This is a genomic window from Caulobacter sp. GW821-FHT10A06, assembly GCF_059415805.1.
This window is the reverse complement of record NZ_JBWKNY010000004.1, coordinates 370,689-392,126: the sequence shown is the minus strand read 5'-3', so window position 1 is coordinate 392,126 and position 21,438 is coordinate 370,689. Positions and strand designations below refer to the sequence as shown.

General features: G+C 68.2%; 17 protein-coding genes. 7 read left to right on the top strand and 10 right to left on the bottom strand.

The features are described 5' to 3' along the window. Positions 1–124 precede the first annotated feature (124 nt). Complete coding sequence (locus tag AC07NF_RS13380; protein ID WP_494626551.1) at positions 125–1,288, bottom strand: AI-2E family transporter; 1,164 nt, start codon at positions 1,286–1,288, stop codon at positions 125–127. Between the two features lie 100 nt (positions 1,289–1,388). Here AC07NF_RS13380 and AC07NF_RS13375 point away from each other — a divergent pair, with 100 nt between their 5' ends. Beyond that, the gene (locus AC07NF_RS13375; protein WP_494626549.1) at positions 1,389–2,933 is read left to right on the top strand and encodes a helicase HerA-like C-terminal domain-containing protein; all 1,545 of its coding nucleotides are present in this window, start codon (positions 1,389–1,391) and stop codon (positions 2,931–2,933) included. On the opposite strand, the gene AC07NF_RS13370 is transcribed toward AC07NF_RS13375, so the two are convergent. The 3 genes from AC07NF_RS13370 to galE all read right to left on the bottom strand — a co-directional run bounded on the left by AC07NF_RS13370 (position 2,911) and on the right by galE (position 8,932). Beyond that, positions 2,911–5,292, bottom strand: a complete 2,382-nt coding sequence (locus AC07NF_RS13370; RefSeq protein ID WP_494626547.1) for an ATP-binding protein — start codon at positions 5,290–5,292, stop codon at positions 2,911–2,913. The genes AC07NF_RS13375 and AC07NF_RS13370 overlap by 23 nt on opposite strands. Positions 5,293–5,391: 99 nt before the next feature. Further along, a complete protein-coding gene (locus AC07NF_RS13365) occupies positions 5,392–7,854 on the bottom strand; it encodes a bifunctional diguanylate cyclase/phosphodiesterase (protein WP_494626544.1) in 2,463 nt (820 codons plus the stop codon). 100 nt (positions 7,855–7,954) lie between these two features. Beyond that, positions 7,955–8,932 carry a UDP-glucose 4-epimerase GalE gene (gene galE / locus AC07NF_RS13360; RefSeq protein ID WP_494626542.1) on the bottom strand — a complete coding sequence of 326 codons (978 nt, stop codon included), beginning with the start codon at positions 8,930–8,932 and terminating at the stop codon, positions 7,955–7,957. 158 nt (positions 8,933–9,090) lie between these two features. Here galE and AC07NF_RS13355 point away from each other — a divergent pair, with 158 nt between their 5' ends. Both AC07NF_RS13355 and AC07NF_RS13350 read left to right on the top strand, forming a co-directional pair. Further along, positions 9,091–10,398 (top strand): UDP-glucose dehydrogenase family protein, encoded by a 1,308-nt coding sequence (locus tag AC07NF_RS13355; protein WP_494626540.1) that lies wholly within the window; start codon positions 9,091–9,093, stop codon positions 10,396–10,398. A 4-nt stretch (positions 10,399–10,402) separates the two neighbouring features. Then, positions 10,403–11,374, top strand: a complete 972-nt coding sequence (locus AC07NF_RS13350; RefSeq protein ID WP_494626538.1) for an NAD-dependent epimerase/dehydratase family protein — start codon at positions 10,403–10,405, stop codon at positions 11,372–11,374. Here the strand turns inward: AC07NF_RS13350 and AC07NF_RS13345 are convergent. The 5 genes from AC07NF_RS13345 to AC07NF_RS13325 all read right to left on the bottom strand — a co-directional run bounded on the left by AC07NF_RS13345 (position 11,362) and on the right by AC07NF_RS13325 (position 15,536). Continuing rightward, the gene (locus AC07NF_RS13345; protein WP_494626536.1) at positions 11,362–12,255 is read right to left on the bottom strand and encodes a DMT family transporter; all 894 of its coding nucleotides are present in this window, start codon (positions 12,253–12,255) and stop codon (positions 11,362–11,364) included. The genes AC07NF_RS13350 and AC07NF_RS13345 overlap by 13 nt on opposite strands. After that, complete coding sequence (locus tag AC07NF_RS13340; protein WP_494626534.1) at positions 12,252–13,142, bottom strand: SDR family NAD(P)-dependent oxidoreductase; 891 nt, start codon at positions 13,140–13,142, stop codon at positions 12,252–12,254. The genes AC07NF_RS13345 and AC07NF_RS13340 overlap by 4 nt, the downstream gene beginning before the upstream one ends. Positions 13,143–13,243: 101 nt before the next feature. Then, a complete protein-coding gene (locus tag AC07NF_RS13335; RefSeq protein WP_494626531.1) occupies positions 13,244–13,435 on the bottom strand; it encodes a hypothetical protein in 192 nt (63 codons plus the stop codon). Between the two features lie 75 nt (positions 13,436–13,510). Continuing rightward, on the bottom strand, positions 13,511–14,431 hold the full coding sequence (locus AC07NF_RS13330; RefSeq protein WP_492815891.1) for a WecB/TagA/CpsF family glycosyltransferase: 921 nt from the start codon (positions 14,429–14,431) through the stop codon (positions 13,511–13,513). Positions 14,432–14,537: 106 nt separating this feature from the next. Then, entirely contained in the window at positions 14,538–15,536 is a 999-nt protein-coding gene (locus AC07NF_RS13325) for an NADPH:quinone oxidoreductase family protein (RefSeq protein WP_494626529.1), read from the bottom strand. Between the two features lie 71 nt (positions 15,537–15,607). On the opposite strand from AC07NF_RS13325, the gene AC07NF_RS13320 reads away from it, so the two are divergent. After that, positions 15,608–16,486, top strand: coding sequence for an isoaspartyl peptidase/L-asparaginase family protein (locus AC07NF_RS13320; protein WP_494626527.1), 879 nt, complete (start codon positions 15,608–15,610; stop codon positions 16,484–16,486). Here AC07NF_RS13320 and AC07NF_RS13315 read toward each other — a convergent pair whose 3' ends face one another. Further along, complete coding sequence (locus AC07NF_RS13315) at positions 16,487–16,912, bottom strand: helix-turn-helix domain-containing protein (protein WP_492815894.1); 426 nt, start codon at positions 16,910–16,912, stop codon at positions 16,487–16,489. Positions 16,913–17,158: 246 nt separating this feature from the next. Between AC07NF_RS13315 and pgm the strand changes: the two genes are divergently transcribed. The 3 genes from pgm to AC07NF_RS13300 all read left to right on the top strand — a co-directional run bounded on the left by pgm (position 17,159) and on the right by AC07NF_RS13300 (position 21,379). Continuing rightward, positions 17,159–18,799 carry a phosphoglucomutase (alpha-D-glucose-1,6-bisphosphate-dependent) gene (gene pgm / locus AC07NF_RS13310; protein WP_494626523.1) on the top strand — a complete coding sequence of 547 codons (1,641 nt, stop codon included), beginning with the start codon at positions 17,159–17,161 and terminating at the stop codon, positions 18,797–18,799. A gap of 32 nt (positions 18,800–18,831) precedes the next feature. Then, the gene (locus AC07NF_RS13305; protein WP_494626521.1) at positions 18,832–20,490 is read left to right on the top strand and encodes a lysine--tRNA ligase; all 1,659 of its coding nucleotides are present in this window, start codon (positions 18,832–18,834) and stop codon (positions 20,488–20,490) included. A 70-nt stretch (positions 20,491–20,560) separates the two neighbouring features. Then, a complete protein-coding gene (locus AC07NF_RS13300) occupies positions 20,561–21,379 on the top strand; it encodes a DUF6624 domain-containing protein (protein ID WP_494626519.1) in 819 nt (272 codons plus the stop codon). Positions 21,380–21,438 lie beyond the last annotated feature (59 nt).

Below are 21,438 nucleotides of genomic sequence, written 5' to 3'. Positions count from 1 at the left end.
TCCGCTAAGATGGCGGCGGCCTTGCCTGCCGCGATCTGCGGTTTGTCCGGGTGGGGGGAGCCGGACAAGGCATAGATAGGAGCCGCAATTCGCAGTGTAAGGGGCGCCTGCATTTCTTCGACCCTTAAGGATGCTTCTTGCTGGCAGAAGGCCTCTTGGCCGGCTTGTCCGACGCGGGTCCATGACCCTTGCCCGACAGCGTCCGGTCGCCCTGGGGATCGCCGTCCTCGGACAGCAGGATCGCGATCCAGCGCGAGCCCTCGAACTGGGCCAGGATGACCATGGCCGCCACGGTTAGCGGCGTGGACAGGAACATGCCCGGCACGCCCCACAGCGCGCCCCAGACCGCAAGGGACAGCAGCACCACCGTCGGGTCCATGTTCAGGCTGTCGCCCTGCATGCGCGGATAGATCACGTTGCCAACCACGAAGAAGATCCCCTGCAGCGCCGCGAACAGGATGATCGCCGGCCACAGGCTGTCGGGGAACTGGACCAGGGCGAACAGCGGCGGCAGGAAGCAGCCGATCGCTCCGCCCAGGATCGGGATATAGGCGGCCAGGAAGATCAGGAACGCCCAGAAGAAGGCGTTGTCCAGCCGGACCAGCATCATCACCACCCAGGCGGCGACGGCGATCATCAGGCCGGTGACCGTCTGGATCCACAGGTACTGCTCCACCCCGTCGCGGATGCGCTGGAACATGGTCATGTTCTGCTCGCGCTCGGCATGGTGCGGGAAGAGTGCGACGATCTTTCGGCCAAAGCCTTTGCGTGAGGCCAGGATGAAGCCGAGATAGATCAGCACCAGCACCGCGCTGGTGGCGAAGCTGTTGAACGACTGGGCCACGTCGCCGAAGTAGCGCTGCGGGTTCAGCTGCTTGACCACATCGCCGATGGTCGGCGCGACCTTCAGCTCCAACCCCGGCGCCCAGTGCGCCACCACCGGCGCGAACTTGGCGATGATGGCGTTGAGGCTGGCGACATATTCCGAGGAGTGGTCGAAGAACGCCTTGCCGTTGTCGACCACGATCCAGATCGAGACCCCGAACAGCAGCAGCGACAGCACCACCGCCGTCGGCAGGGCCAGCTTCTTCGGGAAGCCGGGGGCGCGCAGGGTCAGCACCCGAGCGAAGCTGTCGATCATCACCGCCAGGAACAGGGCCAGGGCCAGGGGCGTCAGGATGTCCTGCATCCACTTCAGCGTCGCCCCGGCGGCGATCACGGCCAGGAAGACCACCGCGTTGCGCGTCGTAACCGGCGGCGGAGCGCGGGGCGGGTCGGTGGCCGTCATTTGTAAAATATCTCCAGAAGCGAGCCCGACATTGCCCGCGCCGATTGGCGACGCGCAAGGCCCCGGTTAGGGTCATCAACGCGTTCCACGGAGTTTGGTCATGCCGCTGTCGATTGGCGAAAACGAGATCTTGGTCGGATTGGGCGAAGGTCCCGTGACGCAAAGGCTCGACCGCTCCAACCGCCACGGCGTGGTGGCCGGCGCGACGGGCACCGGCAAGACGGTCACGCTGCAAGTGCTGGCCCAGGCGTTCTCGGACGCCGGCGTGCCGGTCTTCGCCGCCGACGTGAAGGGCGACCTGTCGGGCGTGGCCATGGCCGGGACCCCGAACGAGAAGATGCTGGCCCGCGCGGCCTCGATGGATCTGGCTCTGTCGCCCGCCGCGCCGCCGGTGATGTTCTGGGACCTGTTCGGCCAGAAGGGTCACCCGATCCGCACGACCATCTCCGAGATGGGCCCGCTGCTGCTCTCGCGCCTGCTGGAACTGAACGACGTGCAGGAGGGCGTGCTGACCATCGTCTTCCACGTCGCCGACCAGGACGGCCTCTTGCTGCTGGACCTGAAGGACCTGCAAGCCGCGCTGAAATATGTGGCCGACCACGCCGACGAGATCGGCACGCAATACGGCAATGTCGCGCCCGCCACGGTGGGCGCCATCCAGCGCAAGCTGCTGACGCTTCAGACGCAAGGCGCCGAGCACTTCTTCGGCGAGCCGGCGCTGGACCTGTCGGACATCATGCGCACCGACGCGGCGGGCCGGGGCTATGTCAGCCTGCTGGCCGCCGATCGCCTGATCCAGTCGCCCAAGCTCTATTCGACCTTCCTGCTGTGGCTGCTGTCGGAGCTGTTCGAGGTGCTGCCCGAGGTGGGCGATCCGGAGAAGCCCAAGCTGGTCTTCTTCTTCGACGAGGCCCACCTGCTGTTCAACGACGCGCCCAAGCCCCTGCTGGAGAAGATCGAGCAGGTCGTGCGCCTGATCCGCTCCAAGGGCGTGGGCATCTATTTCGTCACCCAGAACCCGGCCGACATTCCCGACGCCGTGCTGGGCCAGCTGGGCGCCCGCGTGCAGCACGCCCTGCGCGCCTATACCCCCGCCGACCAGAAGGGCCTGAAGGCCGCCGCCCAGTCGTTCCGGACCAACCCGGCTTTCGACACCGCCGAGACCATCCAGGCCCTGGGCGTCGGCGAGGCCCTGGTCTCGACCCTGGACGAGAAGGGCGCGCCCAAGGTCGTGCAGAAGACCCTGATCCGTCCGCCGGCCTCGCGCCTGGGTCCGTTGACGCCCGAGGAGCGCACGGCGCTGAAGGCCAAGAGCCCGGTCGCCGGGGTCTACGACACCCTCCAGGATCGCGACTCCGCCTACGAGATCCTGCAGGGCCGCGCCCAGCAGGCCCAGCGCCAGGCCGACGAAGCCCGCGAACAGGCCGAGGACGACAAGCGCGAAGCCGCCGAGGCCAAGATCCGCGAACGCGAGGAAGCCCAGCGCGAGCGCGCCAGCCGCCCCCGCGCCTCCAACCGCCAGACCATGACCGAGGCCTTCGCCACCACCCTGGTGCGCACCGTCGCCTCGACGGCCGGACGCGAGCTGATGCGCGGCCTGCTGGGAGGACTGCTCGGCGGCTCTACGAGCCGGCGGCGGCGCTAGTCCGGCGCTTGCGGGGTTTCTTCTTCGGAGGAACCTCGCGGGCGGCCAGCAGAGCCGAGGCGATGTCGGCCAGCTGCTCCACCTGGAACGGCTTGCGCAGCACCGGCCACGGCAGGTCGGCGGGCGCCACGTCCATGCGGTCGCCGGCATAACCGGTGGTCAGCAGCACCGCCATGTCCGGCCGATGGGCCGAGGCCGAGCGGGCTAGATCGACGCCGCTGATCCCGCCCGGCATGACGATGTCGGACATCAACAGGTCGAAGACCACGCCCTCCTCCAACGCCTCCAGGGCCGAGGCCCCGTTCTCGGCGGTGGTCACCGCGCAGCCCAGGTCGCGCAACAGGCCGCCGGCGATCTCGCGCACCGCCGCGTCGTCCTCGACCAGCAGCACCCGCACGCCCTTCAGGCTGTCGCGCGACGGCGACCGCGCCACGGGCAGCGGCGTCACCGCCTCGTCGGTGGCGGGCAGGTACAGCGAGACCGTCGTGCCGCGGCCAAGGGCGCTGTCGATGGCCACCCCGCCGCCGCACTGGCGTAGGAAGCCGTAGACCTGGGCCAGGCCCAGGCCGGTGCCCTTGCCGACCTCCTTGGTCGTGAAGAACGGCTCGAACACTCGGGCCAACACGTCGGGCGGCATACCCGCGCCGGTGTCGCTGACCGCGACGCGGACATAGTCGCCCGGCGCCGTGTCGGCGACCTGGCCCTCGGCCAAGGCTGCGGGCTCGACGACGATGCTGATCGCGCCGCCGTCCGAGGTGGCGTCGGCGGCGTTGACCACCAGGTTCAGCAGCGCCGCCTCGAACTGGGCGGCGTCGACGCGAGAACTGGCCATGCCCGCCTCATGGCGGATGGTCAGGGCCATGGCCTCGCCCACCGCCCGGCGCAGCAGCGGCTCGGCCTGGTCCAGCAGGGCGCCGATGTCGACGACCTCCAGCTTCAGCTCCTGGTTCCGCGAGAAGGCCAAGAGCTGCCGCGTCAGCCGCTCGCCCCGCTGGCCGGCCGCCAGGGCCGCTTCAGCCAGGCGCTGCACCCGCGCGATGTCGTCAGGCCGGCGCAGGATCATGTCCAGGCCGCCGACGATGACGGTCAGCAGATTGTTGAAGTCGTGCGCCACCCCGCCGGTCAGCCGGCCCACAGTCTCCAGCCGCTGAGCCTGGGCCAGGGCGGCCTGGGCGTGAGCGGTCTCGGCCATGCTGGCCTGCAGAGCGGCGGTGCGCCGGGCGACGCGGTCCTCCAGGTCCTTGCGGGCCTCGACCGTCTCGGTGAAGTCGAAGCAGCTGCCGATATAGCCGCGATAATCACCGGCCTCGTCGAAGCGCGGCGCGCCGACGCTGTTGATCCAGCGCCAGGCCCCGTCGGCGCGCTGGAGCCGGAAGGCGACATTGAATGGCTCACGCTGGGCCGCGGCCGCGTCGGCCGCCTCGAGACCCGCCTGCTGGTCTTCGGGATGCACGCCGCTGAACCAGCCCGTGCCCAGCTCCTGCTCCAGGGTCCGCCCCCGGAAGTTCAGCCAGGCCTGGTTGAACCAGTCGGCCTGTCCCCGCGCCGAGGTCGCCCAGATCAGCACCGGCGCCGAATTGGCCACGCCCCGGAACAGTTCCTCGCTGCTGCGCAGGGCCGCCGAGGCCCGCCGCTCCTGGGTCACGTCGCGGAAGGTCACCGCCAGGTCGCCACCCAGCCGCACGCCGCTGGAGCGGATCCAGCGCTCCTCGCCGTCGATCACCCGCCGCACGTCGATGTCGTCCGGCCCGCCGCTGGCCAAGAGGCGCTTGAAGCGCGCAACCATGTCGCGGCCGGTCTCGTCAGGAAACACATCCAGGGCGCGGCGGCCCAGCAGAGTGGAGACCCCCGTCGGCCGCATCGAGTCGGCCATCGGATTGGCGTAGATCCAGCGGAAATCGACGACCTTGCCCGCCTCGCGCACCGGCTCCAGGATCACGAAGGCGTCCAGCGACACCTCCTGGGCCGAGCGGAAACGCTCCTCGGCGGAAAGGCCCGAGCGCACGGCCACGCGCATGGCCTCGACCAGGAGGACCATCAGGCCGCCGCACAACACGAACATGACCAGCTGGACGCTCTCGCGCGTCTCCAGCGCCCATCCGCCGTCGGGCGCCATCCAGAACCGCCAGGCGATGCCGGCGCCAAGACCCACGGCCAGGAACCCGGGGCCCAAGCCGCCGACCATGGCCGCGACCATGACGGCGACGAAAAAGGTCGGGAAAAACAGCGGAACGCCGGTGAGCACCACCGCGGCGAACCGCGCGGCCAGGGCCAGCAGCACCGCCAGGATCGCCAAGCCGTAGCGCAACTCGCGCCGGTCGGCCGCCGTCACGAACTTGATGACCGTTCGTCCCAGCACGCGATACGTCCCCGTCCATGACTACGCAGGGTCTTACGGCCCCGCTTGGCTTTCGCCTAACGCGTCATGGAATACGGAGTTGCGGACCGGCGCAACCGATCAGGCCGAACGCTTGGCCTGGTCTTGGACTTGATCTGCGGCTTGCTGTTCCGGGTCGATGCCCAGCACAGCGGCCGACGGTTCGGCGCTGGCCATGGTCCAGGCCATCAGCGAGTCGACCGGGGTCGGGCGACCGATGGCGTAGCCTTGCAGCTCGGTGCAGTTCTCACCGCGCAGGAACTGGATCTGCTCCGCGGTCTCGACGCCCTCGGCCACCACGGGGATCTCCAGGCTGCGGCCCAGGCCCAGCACGGCGCGCACGATGACGGTGGCGCGGTCGTGGCGATGGATGTTCTCGACGAAGCTCTTGTCGATCTTGATCTTGTCGAACGGGAACGACTGCAGGGTCGACAGCGACGAGAAGCCGGTGCCGAAGTCGTCCATGGCGATCCGCACGCCCAGGGCCTTCAGGCGGCGCAGATTGTCCAGCGCGCGCTGATAGTCCTTGAAGAGAGCGCTTTCCGTGATCTCCAGCTCCAGCCGCGCGGGCGACAGGCCGGTGGTGATCAGCACCTCGTGCACCAGGCTGGGCAAGGCGGGATTGTGCAGCTGGATCGGCGACAGGTTCACCGCGATGCGCAGCGGCTTTTCCCAGGTGGCGGCGTCGGCGCAGGCGCGGCGCAGGACCCAGTCGCCCAGCGGACCGATCAGGCCGTTTTCCTCGGCGACCGGGATGAATTCCAGTGGCGGGATCATGCCGCGCGTCGGGTGCTGCCAGCGGACCAGGGCTTCGAAGCCGCAGACCTCACCGTCGGTGGCCCGGGCCAGCGGCTGGTAGTGGACCACCAGCTCCTCGTCGGCGATGCCTTGACGCAGGTCGCGAGCCAGGCTGCGGCGCTCGCGGATGCTGTCGTCCATCTCGCGCTTGAAGAACCGATAGACGCCGCGGCCGCTTTCCTTGGCGCGGTACAGGGCCATGTCGGCATTGGCCATCAGGGCCTCGGCCGTACGGCCATCGTCCGGGAACAGGCTGACGCCCAGGCTCGAACCGAGGGCCAGCTCCTGGCCTTCGAACGCCACCGGAACCGACAGCATCTCGATCAGGCGGCCCGACAGTTCGGCGGCCGCGGTCGGCTGGTCGCCGCCGGCCACCTGCACGACGATGAACTCGTCGCCGCCCAGGCGCGCGGCGAAGGACGGGGCCTGCACCGCCGACTGCAGGCGGCGGGCGGTCTCGACCAGGATCAGGTCGCCGGCCACGTGGCCGTGCTGGTCGTTGGCTTCCTTGAAGTGGTCCAGGTCGATGCAGATCACCGACAGGCTCTCGCCCGAGGCCTCGACACGCTCGACGGCGGCGGCCAGGCGGGCTTGCAGCGAGTTGCGGTTGGGCAGGCCGGTCAAGCCGTCGTGTTCGGCCAGGTAACGGATCTTCTCCTCGGCCGCGCGCCGCTCGCGCAGGTCGCGGACGGCCAGGACGGTCAGGCCCGAGGTCTCGATGCGCGCGCCGTCGTCCATCAGGCGCGAGAACACCTCGACCGGGATCTCGCGGCCGGCGAACGGCTGGATCTTGCCCTCGCGGCGGACGCCTTCGCGGTCGGTGGTCTTGTCGTCGAAGGTCAGGACGCCGGTCAGCGGACGGCCGACCAGCTCCGGCAGCTCAGCGCCGACCAGCTCGCAGAAGGCAGCGTTGGCGTCGTTGATCTTGCCCGACTGGACCACGACCAGGCCTTCATAGGCGGCGTTGGCCAGGCGGCGGATGCGCTCGAGAGCCGAGCGCGAGGTCTGGGATTCGATGGCGACGGCGCCCAGGCCGCCCAGGATGATCATGCTGGTGATCGAGCCGACGGCCAGGGTCAGGACAAAGCCCGACAGCAGTTGCTCAGGCACCACGACGCTGGCGTCCGGCAGGATGGTGATGGCCGACATGCCGGTGAAGTGCAGGGCCACGATGCCCAGGCACAGCAGACCGCCGCCCAGCGCCTGCTGCTTCACGGTTCGGGCGTTGCCGCCGATGACCAGGGCGCCGGTCGCGCCGGCGACCCCGAGGATCGCCGAGAAGCCGACCGTGGCGTGTTCCCAGACCAGGTGGCCCTGGGTCACGAAGGCCGACATGCCGGTGTAGTGCATGGCCGCGACGCCCAGGCCCAGCAGGACGCCGCCGGCGAAGTCGTTGGTGGTCGAGCGCTGGGCCGAGGCGACGGCGAAGCCGCTGGCCATGAACAGGGCCGCGATCATCAGCGAGAGAAGGGTGCCGGTCGGGCTGTAGCCGGTCTTCAGACCGGGCGTGTAGGCGACCATGGCGATGAAGTGGGTGGCCCAGACGCTGGAGCCGGCGACCAGGCCGGTCAGCAGCAGCCAGGCGGCGCGCACGACGCCCCGGGCGCCGCGCATCCGCGAATACAGACGGAAGGTCGTGAAGCAGCCGGCGATACAGACCAGGCCGGCGACAACCACCAGGCGCAGGTCATGCTCCGTCGTCAGGCAGGTCAGAAACTTGAGCACGCACGGCCCCCCGAGGGTCACATCCCCTCAGAGCTACAGCGAGAGTTGCAAATAAAGCGTTTCCCCAGGGAGGATCGCGGCATAACGCCCAGTGCGGCGGGTTATCGCGGCAATTTTCTTCTTAGAGAACCGCTTGAGCCCGATGCCAGCGCCAGGCGCTGGACAGGATGGCGTCCAGGTTGCGCGAGGGGGTCCAGCCCAGTTCAGCGCGGGCGCGGGCGTTGTCGGCGACCAGCATCGGCGCGTCACCCGTTCGGCGCGGCGCAAGCTCGACCTTCAGCGGCGCGCCCACGGCCCGGCCGACGCCATCGACCAGCTGGCGCACCGAGGTCCCCTCGCCGCTGCCCAGGTTGAACGACGTCGAGCTCCCACCGGCCAGCAGCCGCTTCAGCGCCGAGACATGGGCGTCGGCCAGGTCCAGAACGTGGACATAGTCGCGCACCGCCGTGCCGTCGGGGGTGTCATAGTCCTCGCCGAAGATCGTGAAGTGCGAGCGCTGGCCCAGGGCGACCTGCAGGGCCAGCGGAATGGCGTGGGTCTCGGGCTCATGCCACTCGCCGATGCGGCCTTCGGGGTCGGCGCCGGCGGCGTTGAAGTAACGCAGCACCGTGTTGCGGAAGCCGACATAGCGGTCGTAGTCGGCCAGGGCCTGCTCGACCATCAGCTTGCTGCGGCCATAGGGGTTCAGCGGGGCCTGCGGATGGGTCTCGTCCATCGGCATGCGCACCGGCTCGCCGAAGGTGGCGCAGGTCGAGGAGAACACCAAGGCGTTGACGCCGGCCCGGCGCGCGGCCTCGATCAGAGTGATGGTCCCGCCGACATTGACGTCGAAGAAGGTCCCGGGGTTCTTCACCGACTCGCCAACCTCGATGCGAGCGGCGAAGTGCAGGACGGCGACGGGCTGGTGGGCGGCGAACACCGCGTCCAGACGGGCGGCGTCGCGGATGTCGCCGATCTCGAGCGGCCCCCACTGGACGTGCTCGCGGTGGCCGTTCGACAGGTCGTCGAACACGACGGGCTTGAACCCCGCCTGGGCCAGGGCCAGGCAGACGTGAGAACCGACATAGCCGGCCCCGCCGGTCACCAGAACGGTCTGCATCCAAGATCCTTGCGCCAAGACTGTCCGTGCTAACGGGAGGTCATCAAGATGTCACCACTGTCAGCGTTTTGACCGCACGGCTTGCCTCGGCGCCGTGATTGACGGATTAGGCGGAAGCGTTGCGGATCGCGACGCTCATTTCGGATCGGGATGCTTCGATGCGCGTAGCGATGATTGGCACGGGTTATGTGGGCCTGGTGTCGGGGGCGTGTTTCGCCGACTTCGGTCACGTGGTGACGTGCATCGACAAGGACCCCAGCAAGATCGAGCGCCTGGAACGCGGTGAGATCCCGATCTTCGAACCGGGCCTGGAAGACCTGGTGGCGCGCAACGTGCGTGAAGGCCGCCTGTCCTTCACCCTGGAAGGCGCCCAGGCGATCAAGGACGCCGACGCGGTGTTCATCGCCGTCGGCACGCCCACCCGTCGCGGCGACGGCCACGCGGACCTGTCCTACGTCTACGCCGCCGCCGAAGAGATCGCCGGCTTGATCGACGGCTTCACGGTGATCGTCACCAAGTCGACCGTGCCGGTCGGCACCGGCGACGAGGTCGAAGCCATCATCAAGAAGGCCAATCCGAACGCCCAGTTCGCCGTGGTCTCCAACCCCGAATTCCTGCGTGAAGGCGCGGCGATCGAGGACTTCAAGCGTCCCGACCGCGTTGTGGTCGGCACGGACGACGAGCGTGGCCAGGCGGTGATGCGGGACCTCTACCGTCCGCTGTCGCTGAACGAGACCCCACTGGTCTTCACCGGCCGTCGCACCAGCGAGCTGATCAAGTACGCCGCCAACGCCTTCCTCGCCATGAAGATCACCTTCATCAACGAGATGGCCGATCTCTGTGAAGCGGTCGGCGCGGACGTCCAGCAAGTCGCCAAGGGCATCGGTCTCGACAAGCGGATCGGCGGCAAGTTCCTGAACGCTGGTCCCGGCTACGGCGGCTCGTGCTTCCCGAAGGACACCATCGCGCTCGTCAAGACCGCCCAGGACTACGGCGCGCCCACGCGGCTGATCGAGACCACGGTCGAGGTCAACGACGCCCGCAAGAAAGCCATGGCCGGCAAGGTCGCCAAGGCCATCGGCTCGGACGACCTGACCGGCAAGACGATCGGCGTGCTGGGCCTGACCTTCAAGCCCAACACCGACGACATGCGCGACGCCCCCAGCCTCGACATCGTCCCGGCCCTGCAGGCCCTCGGCGCCAAGGTCCAGGCCTTCGATCCGGAAGGCGCTAAGGAAGCCGCCCACATGCTCAAGGGCGTCGACTTCAAGTCGGGGGCCTATGAGGCCGCCGAGGGCGCCGACGCGCTGGTGATCATCACCGAGTGGGACCAGTTCCGGGCCCTGGACCTGGACCGCCTGAAGCTCTTGATGACGTCGCCGACGGTTGTCGACCTGCGCAACGTCTACAAGCCGGCCGAGATGGTCCGCCACGGCTTCACCTACGCCTCGATCGGGCGAGGCTAAGGGCATGACGACCCCGATCATCGTCACGGGCGCGGCGGGCTTCATCGGCATGCACGTGGCCGAACGCCTGCTGGATCGCGGCGCGGCGGTGATCGGGGTCGATGTCTTCAACGACTACTACGACCCTGCCCTGAAGGCCGCCCGCGCCGCCCGGCTGGAAGGCCGCGACGGCTTCACGATGGTCCGCCTGGACATCGCCGAGCACGAGGCCTTCGCCGAGCTGGTGAAGGGTTCAGGCGCCAGGCAGGTGATCCACCTGGCCGCCCAGGCCGGGGTCCGCTACTCGATCGAGAACCCGTTCGCCTATGAGCGGTCGAACCTGGCCGGCCACCTGTCGGTGCTGGAGGCCTGCCGCCACGCCGGGGTCGAGCACCTGGTCTATGCCAGCTCGTCCAGCGTCTATGGCGACCGGCCGCTGAACGGTGACGGCTTCCGCGAAACCGACCCGGCCAACGAGCCCGTCTCGCTGTACGCCGCCACCAAGCGCTCGTGCGAGATGCTGAGCCAGAGCTATGCGACGCTGTACGGCTTCCCGCAGTCGGGCCTGCGGTTCTTCACCGTCTACGGTCCCTGGGGCCGGCCGGACATGGCCTATTATGGCTTCACCGAGAAGATGCTGAAGGGCGAGCCGATCGACGTCTATGGCGAGGGCCAGATGGCGCGCGACTTCACCTTCATCGACGACATCGTCGACGGCATCCTGGGCGTGCTGGATCATCCGCCGGGCGAAGGCGGGCACGAGGTCTACAACATCGGCGACAACGACCCGGTCGGGCTGATGGAGATGATCACCACGCTGGAGAGCGCCCTGGGGATCGAGGCCCAGAAGATCTTCCTGCCGATGCAGCCGGGCGACGTGCCGGCCACCTTCGCCAATATCGACAAGATCCACGCTCTGTGTGGCTACAAGCCCAAGGTCAAGCTGGCCGAGGGGCTGGCGCGCTTCGTCGCGTGGCGGCGCGCCTACGCGGGCTGAGCCATCGCCTGCTTGGCCGCCTGGTGCTCGCGCCAGGAGATGAACAGGGTCGAGGCGACCACGACCACCGCGCCGATGAGCACCGCCGGCTTGGGAACCTCGTGGAACAGCAGGAAGCCCGCGCCCACCGCGAACACCAGCCGCGTATAGTCGATCGGGGCCATGACCGCCGCTTCGCCCGCCTCCATGCCCTTGATGTAGGCCCCCTGGGTGAAGGTGCCGATCACGCCCATGGCGGCCAGCAGCCCAAGGTCGGGCCAGGTCGGCCACTTCCACACGAACAGGGCCGGCGGGATGGCGAAGACCAGGCCCAGCACGGCGGCGTAGACCAAGAGCACGAACGGACTGTGGTCGCGGGTCATCACCTTCATGCCGGTGATGGTCAGGGCGAACAGGAAGGCCGAGGCCAGGGCGCAGGCCTGCGGCCAGCCGATCCAGGCGCCCATGCCTCCGGAACCAGGCCGCAGCATGATCAGCACGCCCAGGAACCCGACCAGCGCAGCGCCGATCCGCAACGGCCCGATCGGCTCGCGCAGCACGAAGGCGGCCAGCGGGACCAGCCACAGCGTCCGCGTGAACGACAGGGCGTTGGCGTCGGCCAGGGGTAGCTTCTGATAGGCGTAGAAACCCATGATCAGGGCTAGAACCCCGGCGCTGGAGCGGAAGACCAGGATCCCCGGCCGCGTCGTCCGGAACGCCGCCTTCCAGTCGCGCGCCATCAGCGGCAGCAGCACGATCACCCCCGCCAGCTGCCGGTAGAAGGTCTGCAGCGCGGCCGGGTAGCCGGGCCCCAGGAACTTGATCAGGGTGGTCATCGCCGTGAAGCCGACCGCCGAGGCCAGCATCCACAGCGCGCCGCGCAGGTTGGGCGTGAGGGTCACCCCGCCGCGCCGGCGGCGACCAGCTGGGCGCGCATCGCCTCGGCCTGTTCGGGCGTGATGCCCATGGCCGCCAGGATCGGCGAGGGCGTGTTCTTGTCCCAGGCCGAACGCGGACCGACCGTGATGCCGCCGTCGACGACGATGTGGGTCCCCGTGACGAACTTGGAGTCGTCGCTGGCCAGGTAGAGGGCGGCCGCGGCGATGTCCTCGGGCAGGCCCGACTTGGGGATCGGCTGGATCTTGGGACCGATCGAGGCGATCTGGGCGGCCATCTGGTCGGCGACCTCGCGCGGCAGGCCCATCGAGGCCCCGAAGATCGAGGTGGCGATCAGGCCCGGGCAGATGGCGTTGACCCGGATCTTCAGCGGCGACAGCTCGGCCGCCGCGCACCGGCTCATGTGGATCACCGCCGCCTTGGCCGCCGAATAGGCCAGCGGTCCGAAGCCCGCCTGCAGGCCGGCGATCGAGGCGGTGTTGATGATCGAGCCGCCGCCGCGCTTCAGCATCAGCGGCAGGGCGTGCTTCATGCCGATGGCCGGACCGCGCACCAAAAGGGCGAAGGTCTTGTCCCAGCCCTCGACCGTCAGCTCCGGCACCGAGGCGGGCGTGCCGCCGTGGCCGGCGTTGTTGAACAGGATGTCGAGGCCGCCGAAGCTGCTCTCCGCGAGCGCCATGGTCTTGGTCAGGTCGTCTTCCGACGTGACGTCGCAGCGCGAGAAGCGAACCTTGTCGGGGAAACGCTTTTCCAGCATCTCGCCCTTCTCGGCCTGCAGGTCGGCGGCGATCACGCACGCCCCCTCGGCCACATATAGCTCGACCGCGCCGAGCCCGATGCCCGAGCAGCCTCCGGTGACGACGGCGACCTTGCCGTCCAGACGTCCGACCATGGAAATTCCCTCCGCGTCCCTGACCTCTTCGTGGGTCAGTGATCAATGATCATATTCGCGGAGCAAACAGTCGTTGGCTAGAAGTATCTCGCCGACCGGGGTCAGGCCGGTCGGCGCGTCAACGGTTCCAGACAACGTCCCAGATGGCTGACGGCCAGCCACAGCATGCACGGCACCAGAAGCACCGCCCAGGCCAGGCCCAGCCCCACCAGACCCGCGCCCGCCACGGCGCGGTGCGTAAAGCCGGAGCGCTCCTTGGCCTCCAGCGTCATTACCCTAATATCCAGGCCCATTAGAACCCGTGCCCCCTATTCCAGGCCGTGATTTCCACGACCTCGCCGCATGCGGCCCCCACCAGAATAGTCATCTTAGCGCGCCGCCTCGTTACGTGCGCGCATTTGCTCCCAGCGGGCGGCCTCAGCCGCTCGCGGGTCGCCTTCCGTCAGACGTCGTGACAGCGCCCTTGTCACGTCGCGACAGGCCGGTCCGACCAGCGACCAGGGCTCGACGCAATAGCGCGAGAACAGTCGCTGGGGATCGTTCATCAGCCGGAACAGCCATTCCATGCCCATCGGCCCCATCCATCGCGGAGCCGCCAGCTGGACGCCGGCCTCATAGTCGAAAGCCCCGCCCACGGTGAAGGTCACCGCCGGGCCATAGGCCTTGTGGTTTTCCAGGGTCCAGACCTCCTGGCGCGGCATGCCCATGCCGACCAGGACGATGTCCGGCTGATAAGCCTTGATGGCGTCGACCACCGCGGTGTTCTCCGCCGAGCCCTGGGTCACGTCGAAATAGCCGTGATGGCTGGCGATCTGGGCGGTCGGGTAATCCTCGTGGATGCGCGTGATGGCCTGGTCGGCCACGCCCGGCGCCCCGCCCACGAAAAAGACCTTCCAGTTCTTCTCGACGGCAAGCGACCAGAAGTCGTCGCGCCAGTCCAGATAGGTGCAGCGGTGGAAGCGCCGGCTGGCGCGGCCCACCAGGCGCGCCCAGAAGATCAGCGGCACGCTGTCGACCTCGATCAGGTCGGCTTCCTTGTAGAACTCACCGATCTGGTGGTCCTTGCCGATCAGGTACAGGCTGTGGAGATTGTGGTTGGCGACGATGGCGCTTTGACGCGCTTCCAGCTTGCCCGTGACGAAGTGGAACACTTCCTCCGGGCGCACCAGGTCCATGGTCCCGCCCAGCACGCGGACGCGCTCTTCCGGGCGCCGCGTCAGCCGGTAGGGGCGCCGCGATGCGGCGGGCGCCGCTTCGTTGGCGACGCTCTGCTCTTGTGGGACGTACATCTCCGCAGAGTCTCCTAGTCTCGAGGAGACACATTGCGGAGTTGTCGTTTTTCCTTTGCTAAAAAGGATACTTAGCGGGATTTAACCACGATCGCCGGTAACCATTCTAGTCAACCGTGATCACCACCTTGCCCATCGCCTTGCGGCTGGAGAGGTGGGCGATCGCCTCGCCGGCGCGGGCCAGCGGGAAGCGCTCGGAGACGTACGGCTTGATCTTGCCGGCGGCGTACAGATCCATCAGCTCGCGGAGGTTCTGGGCGTGACCCTTGGGATCGCGCGCCACCGCCGCGCCCCAGAACACGCCGACGATGTCGCACGACTTCAACAGCGTGAGATTCAACGGGATTTTCGGAATCCCCGACGGGAAACCGATGACCAGGAAACGGCCGTTCCAGCCCGCCGCGCGGATGGTGGCTTCGGAGTAATCGCCGCCCACCGCGTCGTAGGCGACGTCCCAGCCATTGGGGCCGCAGGCGTCCTTGATCAGGTTGGCCAGAGCCTTCTGACCGTCCTTGTCGAACGGGCCTTGCGGATAGACGACGCCGCTGTCGGCGCCGTGCTTGATGGCCAGATCGATCTTCTCCTGGCTGGAGGCTGCGGCGATAACGCGCACCCCCATCGCCTTGCCCAGCTCGACGGCCGCCAGGCCGACGCCGCCGGCCGCACCCAAAATGAGTAGAGTCTCGCCAAGCTTAACGTGTCCCCGGTCCTTCAGGGCATAGTACGAGGTGCCATAGGTCAGGACGAAGGCTGCGGCCTCGTCGAAGGGCATGTTGTCGGGGATGAGCGTGCAGCGCTGCTCTTCCAGCGCCAGTTTCTCGGCGTAGCCGCCCCAGCCGGTCGAGGCCAGGACGCGGTCGCCGACCTTGAAGCGGGTGACGCTCTCGCCGACGGCCGAGATCACGCCCGACACCTCGCCGCCCGGCGCGAACGGGCGCGGCGGCTTGAACTGGTACTTGTCCTCGATGATCAGGACGTCGGGATAGTTCACCCCGCACGCCTTGACGTCGATCAGCACCTGTCCGGGACCGGCGACGGGATCGGGCAGCTCCTCCAGCACCAGGGTCTCGGGACCGCCGACGTCCTTGCTGAGCACTGCCTTCATGATCGCCTCTCCCGCGGTTCTTGGTTATGACGCGCGGACGCTAGCGCAGGGCGTTCGACCAAGGAAGCAGAATGTCAAACAAACGTTTTAGTCTCGCCCTGCACGGCGGCGCCGGCGCCAAGCGCGGCCATGACTACAGTGTCGAGATCGCCCACATGCGCGGCCTGGTCGAAGCCGCCCGCGATCGGCTGGCCGCCGGGGCCGACGCCCTGGACGTCGCCGTCGAGACCGTGGTCGGGCTGGAGGCCAGCGGCCTCTACATCGCCGGCAAGGGCGCCTCGCCCAACGCCGAGGGCGAATATGAGCTGGACGCCAGCCTGATGTGCGGTTCGACCCTGCGCGCCGGCTCGGTAGCCGCCCTGCAAGGCTTCAAGAGCCCGATCCTGGCCGCCCGCGCGGTGATGGAAGCAACCCCGCACGTCATGCTGGCCGGCCAGGGCGCGATCGACTTCGCCCGCGACCAGGGGCTGGAGACCGTCGAGGATCCGGCCAGCTGGTTCACCCACGCCGGGGCCTTCGAGGACAACCACCCGCCGGACGCCCTGCCCGTCGGTACGGTCGGCTGCGTGGTTCGTGACGCGGAGGGCCGGCTGGCCGCCGCCACCTCGACCGCCGGCGTGTTCGGCAAGCGGCCGGGCCGCGTGGGCGACAGTCCGATCATCGGCGCCGGCGCCTGGGCCGACGGCCACGCGGCCGTCTCGTGCACGGGTCAGGGCGAGTATTTCATCCGCACCGCCGTCGCGGCCCAGATCGCCCACCGGGTGCGGTTCGGCGGCGAGAGCCTGGAAGCGGCGGCTCAAGCGGCCATTCAGGGCGTCGCCGACCTGGGCGGACACGGCGGCCTGATCGCGGTGGACCGCGAGGGCAATATCGCCATGCCCTTCGCCTCAAGCGGCCTAAAGCGCGCCGCCCTGCTGCCGGACGGCGCGATCGTCAGCGAGGCCTTCTAGCTACTTGTCTTCTTCGGCGGCCATGGTTCGGACCAGGTCCAGGATCTGGCGCCGGACACGGCCGCTGGCGATGCGCGGGAAGATCTCGGCCAGCTCGACGCCTTCCGAGGTCTGCAGGAAGGTCTGCATGACCTCCTGGACGCGCAGGGTGGTTCCGTCGGGCCCGCTGCCCTCGATCGGGTCCGGCAGGCCGTCGAAGAAGTAGGCGACGTCGACATTGAGGATCTCGGCGATGCGGAACAGCTTGCTGGCGCTGATCCGGTTGGCGCCGCGCTCGTATTTCTGCACCTGCTGGAACGTCAGGCCCAGATTGTCGGCCAGTTGGTCCTGGCTGACGCCGAGCAGCTTGCGCCGCATGCGAACCCGCTCGCCGACGTGAGTATCGACCGCGCTGGTGCGGCGTCCTTCGGTGGTCTCGTAGGTCACTTCGCGTCGCCCTTATGCGTCGTGTTGGCCGCTGGAATTCGCCTCCAAGTTACAATTTTCTGGCGAATATTCCACGTTGTACTGTCGAGTAGACGCCGCCCGCGCGCTTCAGCCGCAGCCCGCGCGCGAAAAAAGTTCTCCGGCGAACGCTGTCGCCCGATCGCTGAGATACTTGATGAAATCGACACGGAACCCGACTAGGGGATTTACCCGTTGCGCTCCGACGACGAACATTACCCAGGTGTCTTGATGCACAGCCGCGCCGGCCTTCGGGCTCTCCCCGAGGATCTGATCGACCTGGATGCGCTGATCGGCGCCTATTACGAGACCAAGCCGGACGTTTCGAACCCGGCCCAGAAGGTCGTGTTCGGCACCTCGGGCCATCGCGGCTCCAGCCTGGACGGTGGGTTCAACGAGAACCACATCCTGGCCGTGACCCAGGCCGTGGTCGAGCAGCGCGCGGCCCAAGGCGTCACCGGCCCGATCTTCGTCGGCCGCGACACCCATGGCCTGTCCGAGCCGTCTTTCCGCTCGGTGCTGGAAGTGCTGGCCGGCAACGGCGTCACGGCGCTGATCGACGCCCAAGACGGCTACACGCCGACGCCGGCGGTGTCGCACGCCATCCTGACCTTCAATCGCGAGAACACCGCGCAGGCCGACGGCCTGCTGCTGACGCCCTCGCACAACCCGCCCCGCGACGGCGGCATCAAGTACAATCCTCCGTCCGGCGGCCCCGCCGACAGCGGCGCGACCTCGGCCATCGCCGCCCGCGCCAATGAACTGCTCGCCCAGAACCTGGCCGGTGTGAAGCGCGTGAGCGTCGACGAGGCGCTGAAGGCCGCGAGCCGCTACGACTTCCTGGGCCGTTATGTCGACGACCTGCCCAGCGTCATCGACATCGAGACCATCCGCGCGGCCGGGGTGCGCATCGGCGCCGACCCGCTGGGCGGCGCGGCCGTCGCCTACTGGGGCGCGATCGCCGAGCGCCACAAGCTGAACCTGACCGTGGTCAACCAGGCGGTCGATCCGCGCTGGGCGTTCATGCCGCTCGACACCGACGGCAAGATCCGCATGGACTGCTCGTCGAGCTCGGCCATGGCCAATCTGATTGAGATCATGAAGGGCGGCGCGGCCTACGATGTGGCCACCGGCAACGACGCCGACGCCGACCGCCACGGCATCGTCACGCCCGACGGCGGGCTGATGAACCCCAACCACTACCTGGCCGCGGCGATCGCGTACCTGTTCACCCACCGTCCGGGTTGGGGCGCCGATGTCGCGGTCGGCAAGACCCTGGTCTCGTCGTCGATGATCGACCGCGTGGTCGCCGGCCTGGGCCGCCGCCTGCTCGAAGTGCCGGTCGGCTTCAAATATTTCGTGCCGGGTTTGCTGGACGGTTCGGTCGGTTTCGGCGGCGAGGAGTCGGCCGGCGCGGCCTTCCTGCGCCACGACGGCTCGGTGTGGACCACCGACAAGGACGGCCTGCAGCTGGCTTTGCTGGCCGCCGAGATCCAGGCCAGGACCGGCCAGAGCGCCAGCCAGCTCTATGCCGACCTGACCGCCAAGTACGACGCCCCGGCCTATGCCCGCGTCGACGCCCCCGCGACGCGCGAGGAGAAAGCCCGCCTGGGTAAGCTCAGCCCCAGCGACGTCACCGCCAAGACCCTGGCCGGCGAAGACATCACCGCCATCCTCACCAACGCCCCCGGCAACGGCGAGGCGATCGGCGGCCTGAAGGTCTGCACCCAGAACGCCTGGTTCGCCGCCCGGCCGTCCGGCACCGAGGACGTCTACAAGGTCTATGCGGAGTCTTTCCTGGGCCCGGATCACCTGAAGCAGGTGCAAGCCGAGGCGCGCGAGGTCGTGGCGGGGGCTCTCGCGGGGTAGCCCTCTGACGCTCCAGCGTTTATACGCCCCGCATGTTTGAAGGCCTCTCCCCCCTCGCCCGCGAAGCCCGCTCCTGGCCGTTCGAGCAGGCGCGCGCCACCATCGCCCGCGTCCTGCGCGTGCGTCTTCCCGACCGCGCCGACCAGGAAGCCGCCAAGGCCCTGATCGACGCCGGCAAGGCCGACGAGGCGGTGAAAGCCTATCCAGCCCTGGCCAAGGCTGTGATCTTCGAGACCGGCTATGGTCCGTCGGGACTGCCGCACCTGGGCACGTTCGGCGAAGTCGCGCGCACCACCATGGTGCGCCAGGCCTTCCGCGCGCTGGTCGACGACCACATCCCGACCCGCCTGATCGCCTTCAGCGACGACATGGACGGCCTGCGCAAGGTTCCCGACAACATCGAGAACAAGCAGCCGCTGATCGAGGACCTGGGCAAGCCGCTGACGGTCGTCCGCGACCCGTTCGGCACCCACGACAGCTTCGGCGCCCACAACAACGCCCGCCTGCGCGCGTTCCTGGACGGCTTCGGCTTCGAGTACGAGTTCGTCTCGTCGACCGAGTGCTACAAGTCTGGCCTGTTCGACACGACCCTGCTGACCGCCCTGGAGCGCTTCGACGCCATCCAGAAGGTCATGCTGCCGACCCTGGGCGAAGAGCGCCGCGCCACCTATTCGCCGTTCCTCCCGGTCAGCCCCACCACTGGCAAGGTGCTGCAGGTGCCGACCCTGGAGCGCAATGTCGAGAAGGGCACGATCGTCTTCGAGGACGAGGACGGCTCCAAGGTCGAGGTCCCGGTCACCGGCGGCCACGTGAAGATGCAGTGGAAGCCCGACTGGGCCATGCGCTGGACGGCGCTGGGCGTCGACTACGAGATGTCGGGCAAGGACCTGATCGACTCGGTCAAGGCCTCGGGCGCGATCTGCAAGGCGCTCGGCGGCGTGCCGCCCGAAGGCTTCAACTACGAACTCTTCCTGGACGAGAACAACCAGAAGATCTCCAAGTCCAAGGGCAATGGTCTGTCGATGGAGGACTGGCTGCGCTACGGCGCGCCGGAGAGCCTGTCGTACTACATGTTCCAGAGCCCCAAGTCGGCCAAGAAGCTCTATTTCGACGTCATCCCCAAGGCGACGGACGAATATCTGCAGCAGCTGGACGCCTATCAGCGCCAGGAGCCGGCCAAGCAGCTGGACAACCCGGTCTGGCACATCCACGCCGGCCGTCCGCCGCAGAACGGCTCGCCGGTGTCGTTCAGCCTGATGCTGAACCTGGTGTCGGCCGCCGACGCCTCGACCAAGGAAATCCTCTGGGGCTTCCTGTCGCGCTACATCCCGGGCGCCTCGCCGGAGACCCAGCCGCTGCTGGACCGCCTGGCCGGCTACGCGATCAACTACTACGAGGACTTCGTCAAACCGACCAAGACCTTCCGCGCCCCGACCGACCAGGAGCGCGCCGCGATGCTGGACCTGCTGGCCAAGCTGAAGGCCATGCCGGCCGACGCCCCGGACGCCGAGCTGATCCAGAACGAGGTCTTCGAAGTCGGCAAGACCCACGGCTTCGACCCGCTGCGCGCCTGGTTCCAGGCCCTGTACGAGGTTCTCCTCGGCCAGAGCCAGGGCCCGCGCTTCGGCTCGTTCGCGGCGATCTTCGGCATCGACCGGACGATCGCGCTGATCGAAGAGAAGCTGGGCTGATCGCGATTTACAATCGTCAGATGATCTAGAATGATCCCCCGGAGCGCTCGGCGTTTCGGGGGTTTTTTCTTTGCTCGCCATCATCGCGGCCGCTGCGGCCCTGACCGTGTCGCCGGCCGAGATCACCGCCTGCCTGGGCGTGGACAAGGCCTATGCGGACTGGGCCGCGATCGCGCGTGAGAAGGTCACGATTTCGGAGGGGGCCTGGCGGGAGGCCTGCCGGCAAGCGCGGGACGCCAATGCGCGGCGTGTCTCGGCGATAAAGGTGCTGATGGCAACGGGCGTCTCGCCCGTCGGTGGCTTTCCGGCGGCGACCGCTCAACTGGCCAATGCGCGAAAGGCCACGGACCCGACGGTCGCGGAGCTTTTCCGCATCGTCGCCGTCGAACAGGCCGCGCGGGACGGCCTGCGCCCCGGACTGGTCAACGCCGGCATCTCGCCCCTGGCGATGCGCCTCTACCGAGCCATGGTCGCCGTCGATGCGACCAATGCCGATATACAGAGCCGCGCCTGGCTGAAACCCGTCATCGCGCGGCGCGGCTGGTTCACGATCAGCCGTGACGGCGCCGAGGCCGACAAGGCCGCCCAGTTGATCGTTCAGCACGCCGACGCGGACGTCGCCTTCAAGGGCGAGATGATCGCCCTGCTCGAACCGCTGGTCGAAGCCGGCGAGAGCGATCGCGGCTTCTTCCCCTACATGTACGACCGCTGGGCGGCCCAGGCCGGCAAGCCGCTGCGCTTCGGTTTCCAGGGCGCCTGCAAGTCAAAGGGCGTGTGGGAACCGCTGCCGATCGAGGATCCAGAACAACTCGACGAGCGTCGCCGCCGCTATGGCGTGACGCGAAGCTTCGCCGAAGAGAAGAATCTGAACAGCGCGCGCTGTCCCTAGCGGATGAATCCTCGCGACCTGCGACACCGTGTCTCCGTAAATGAACGAAGTCTGAATTC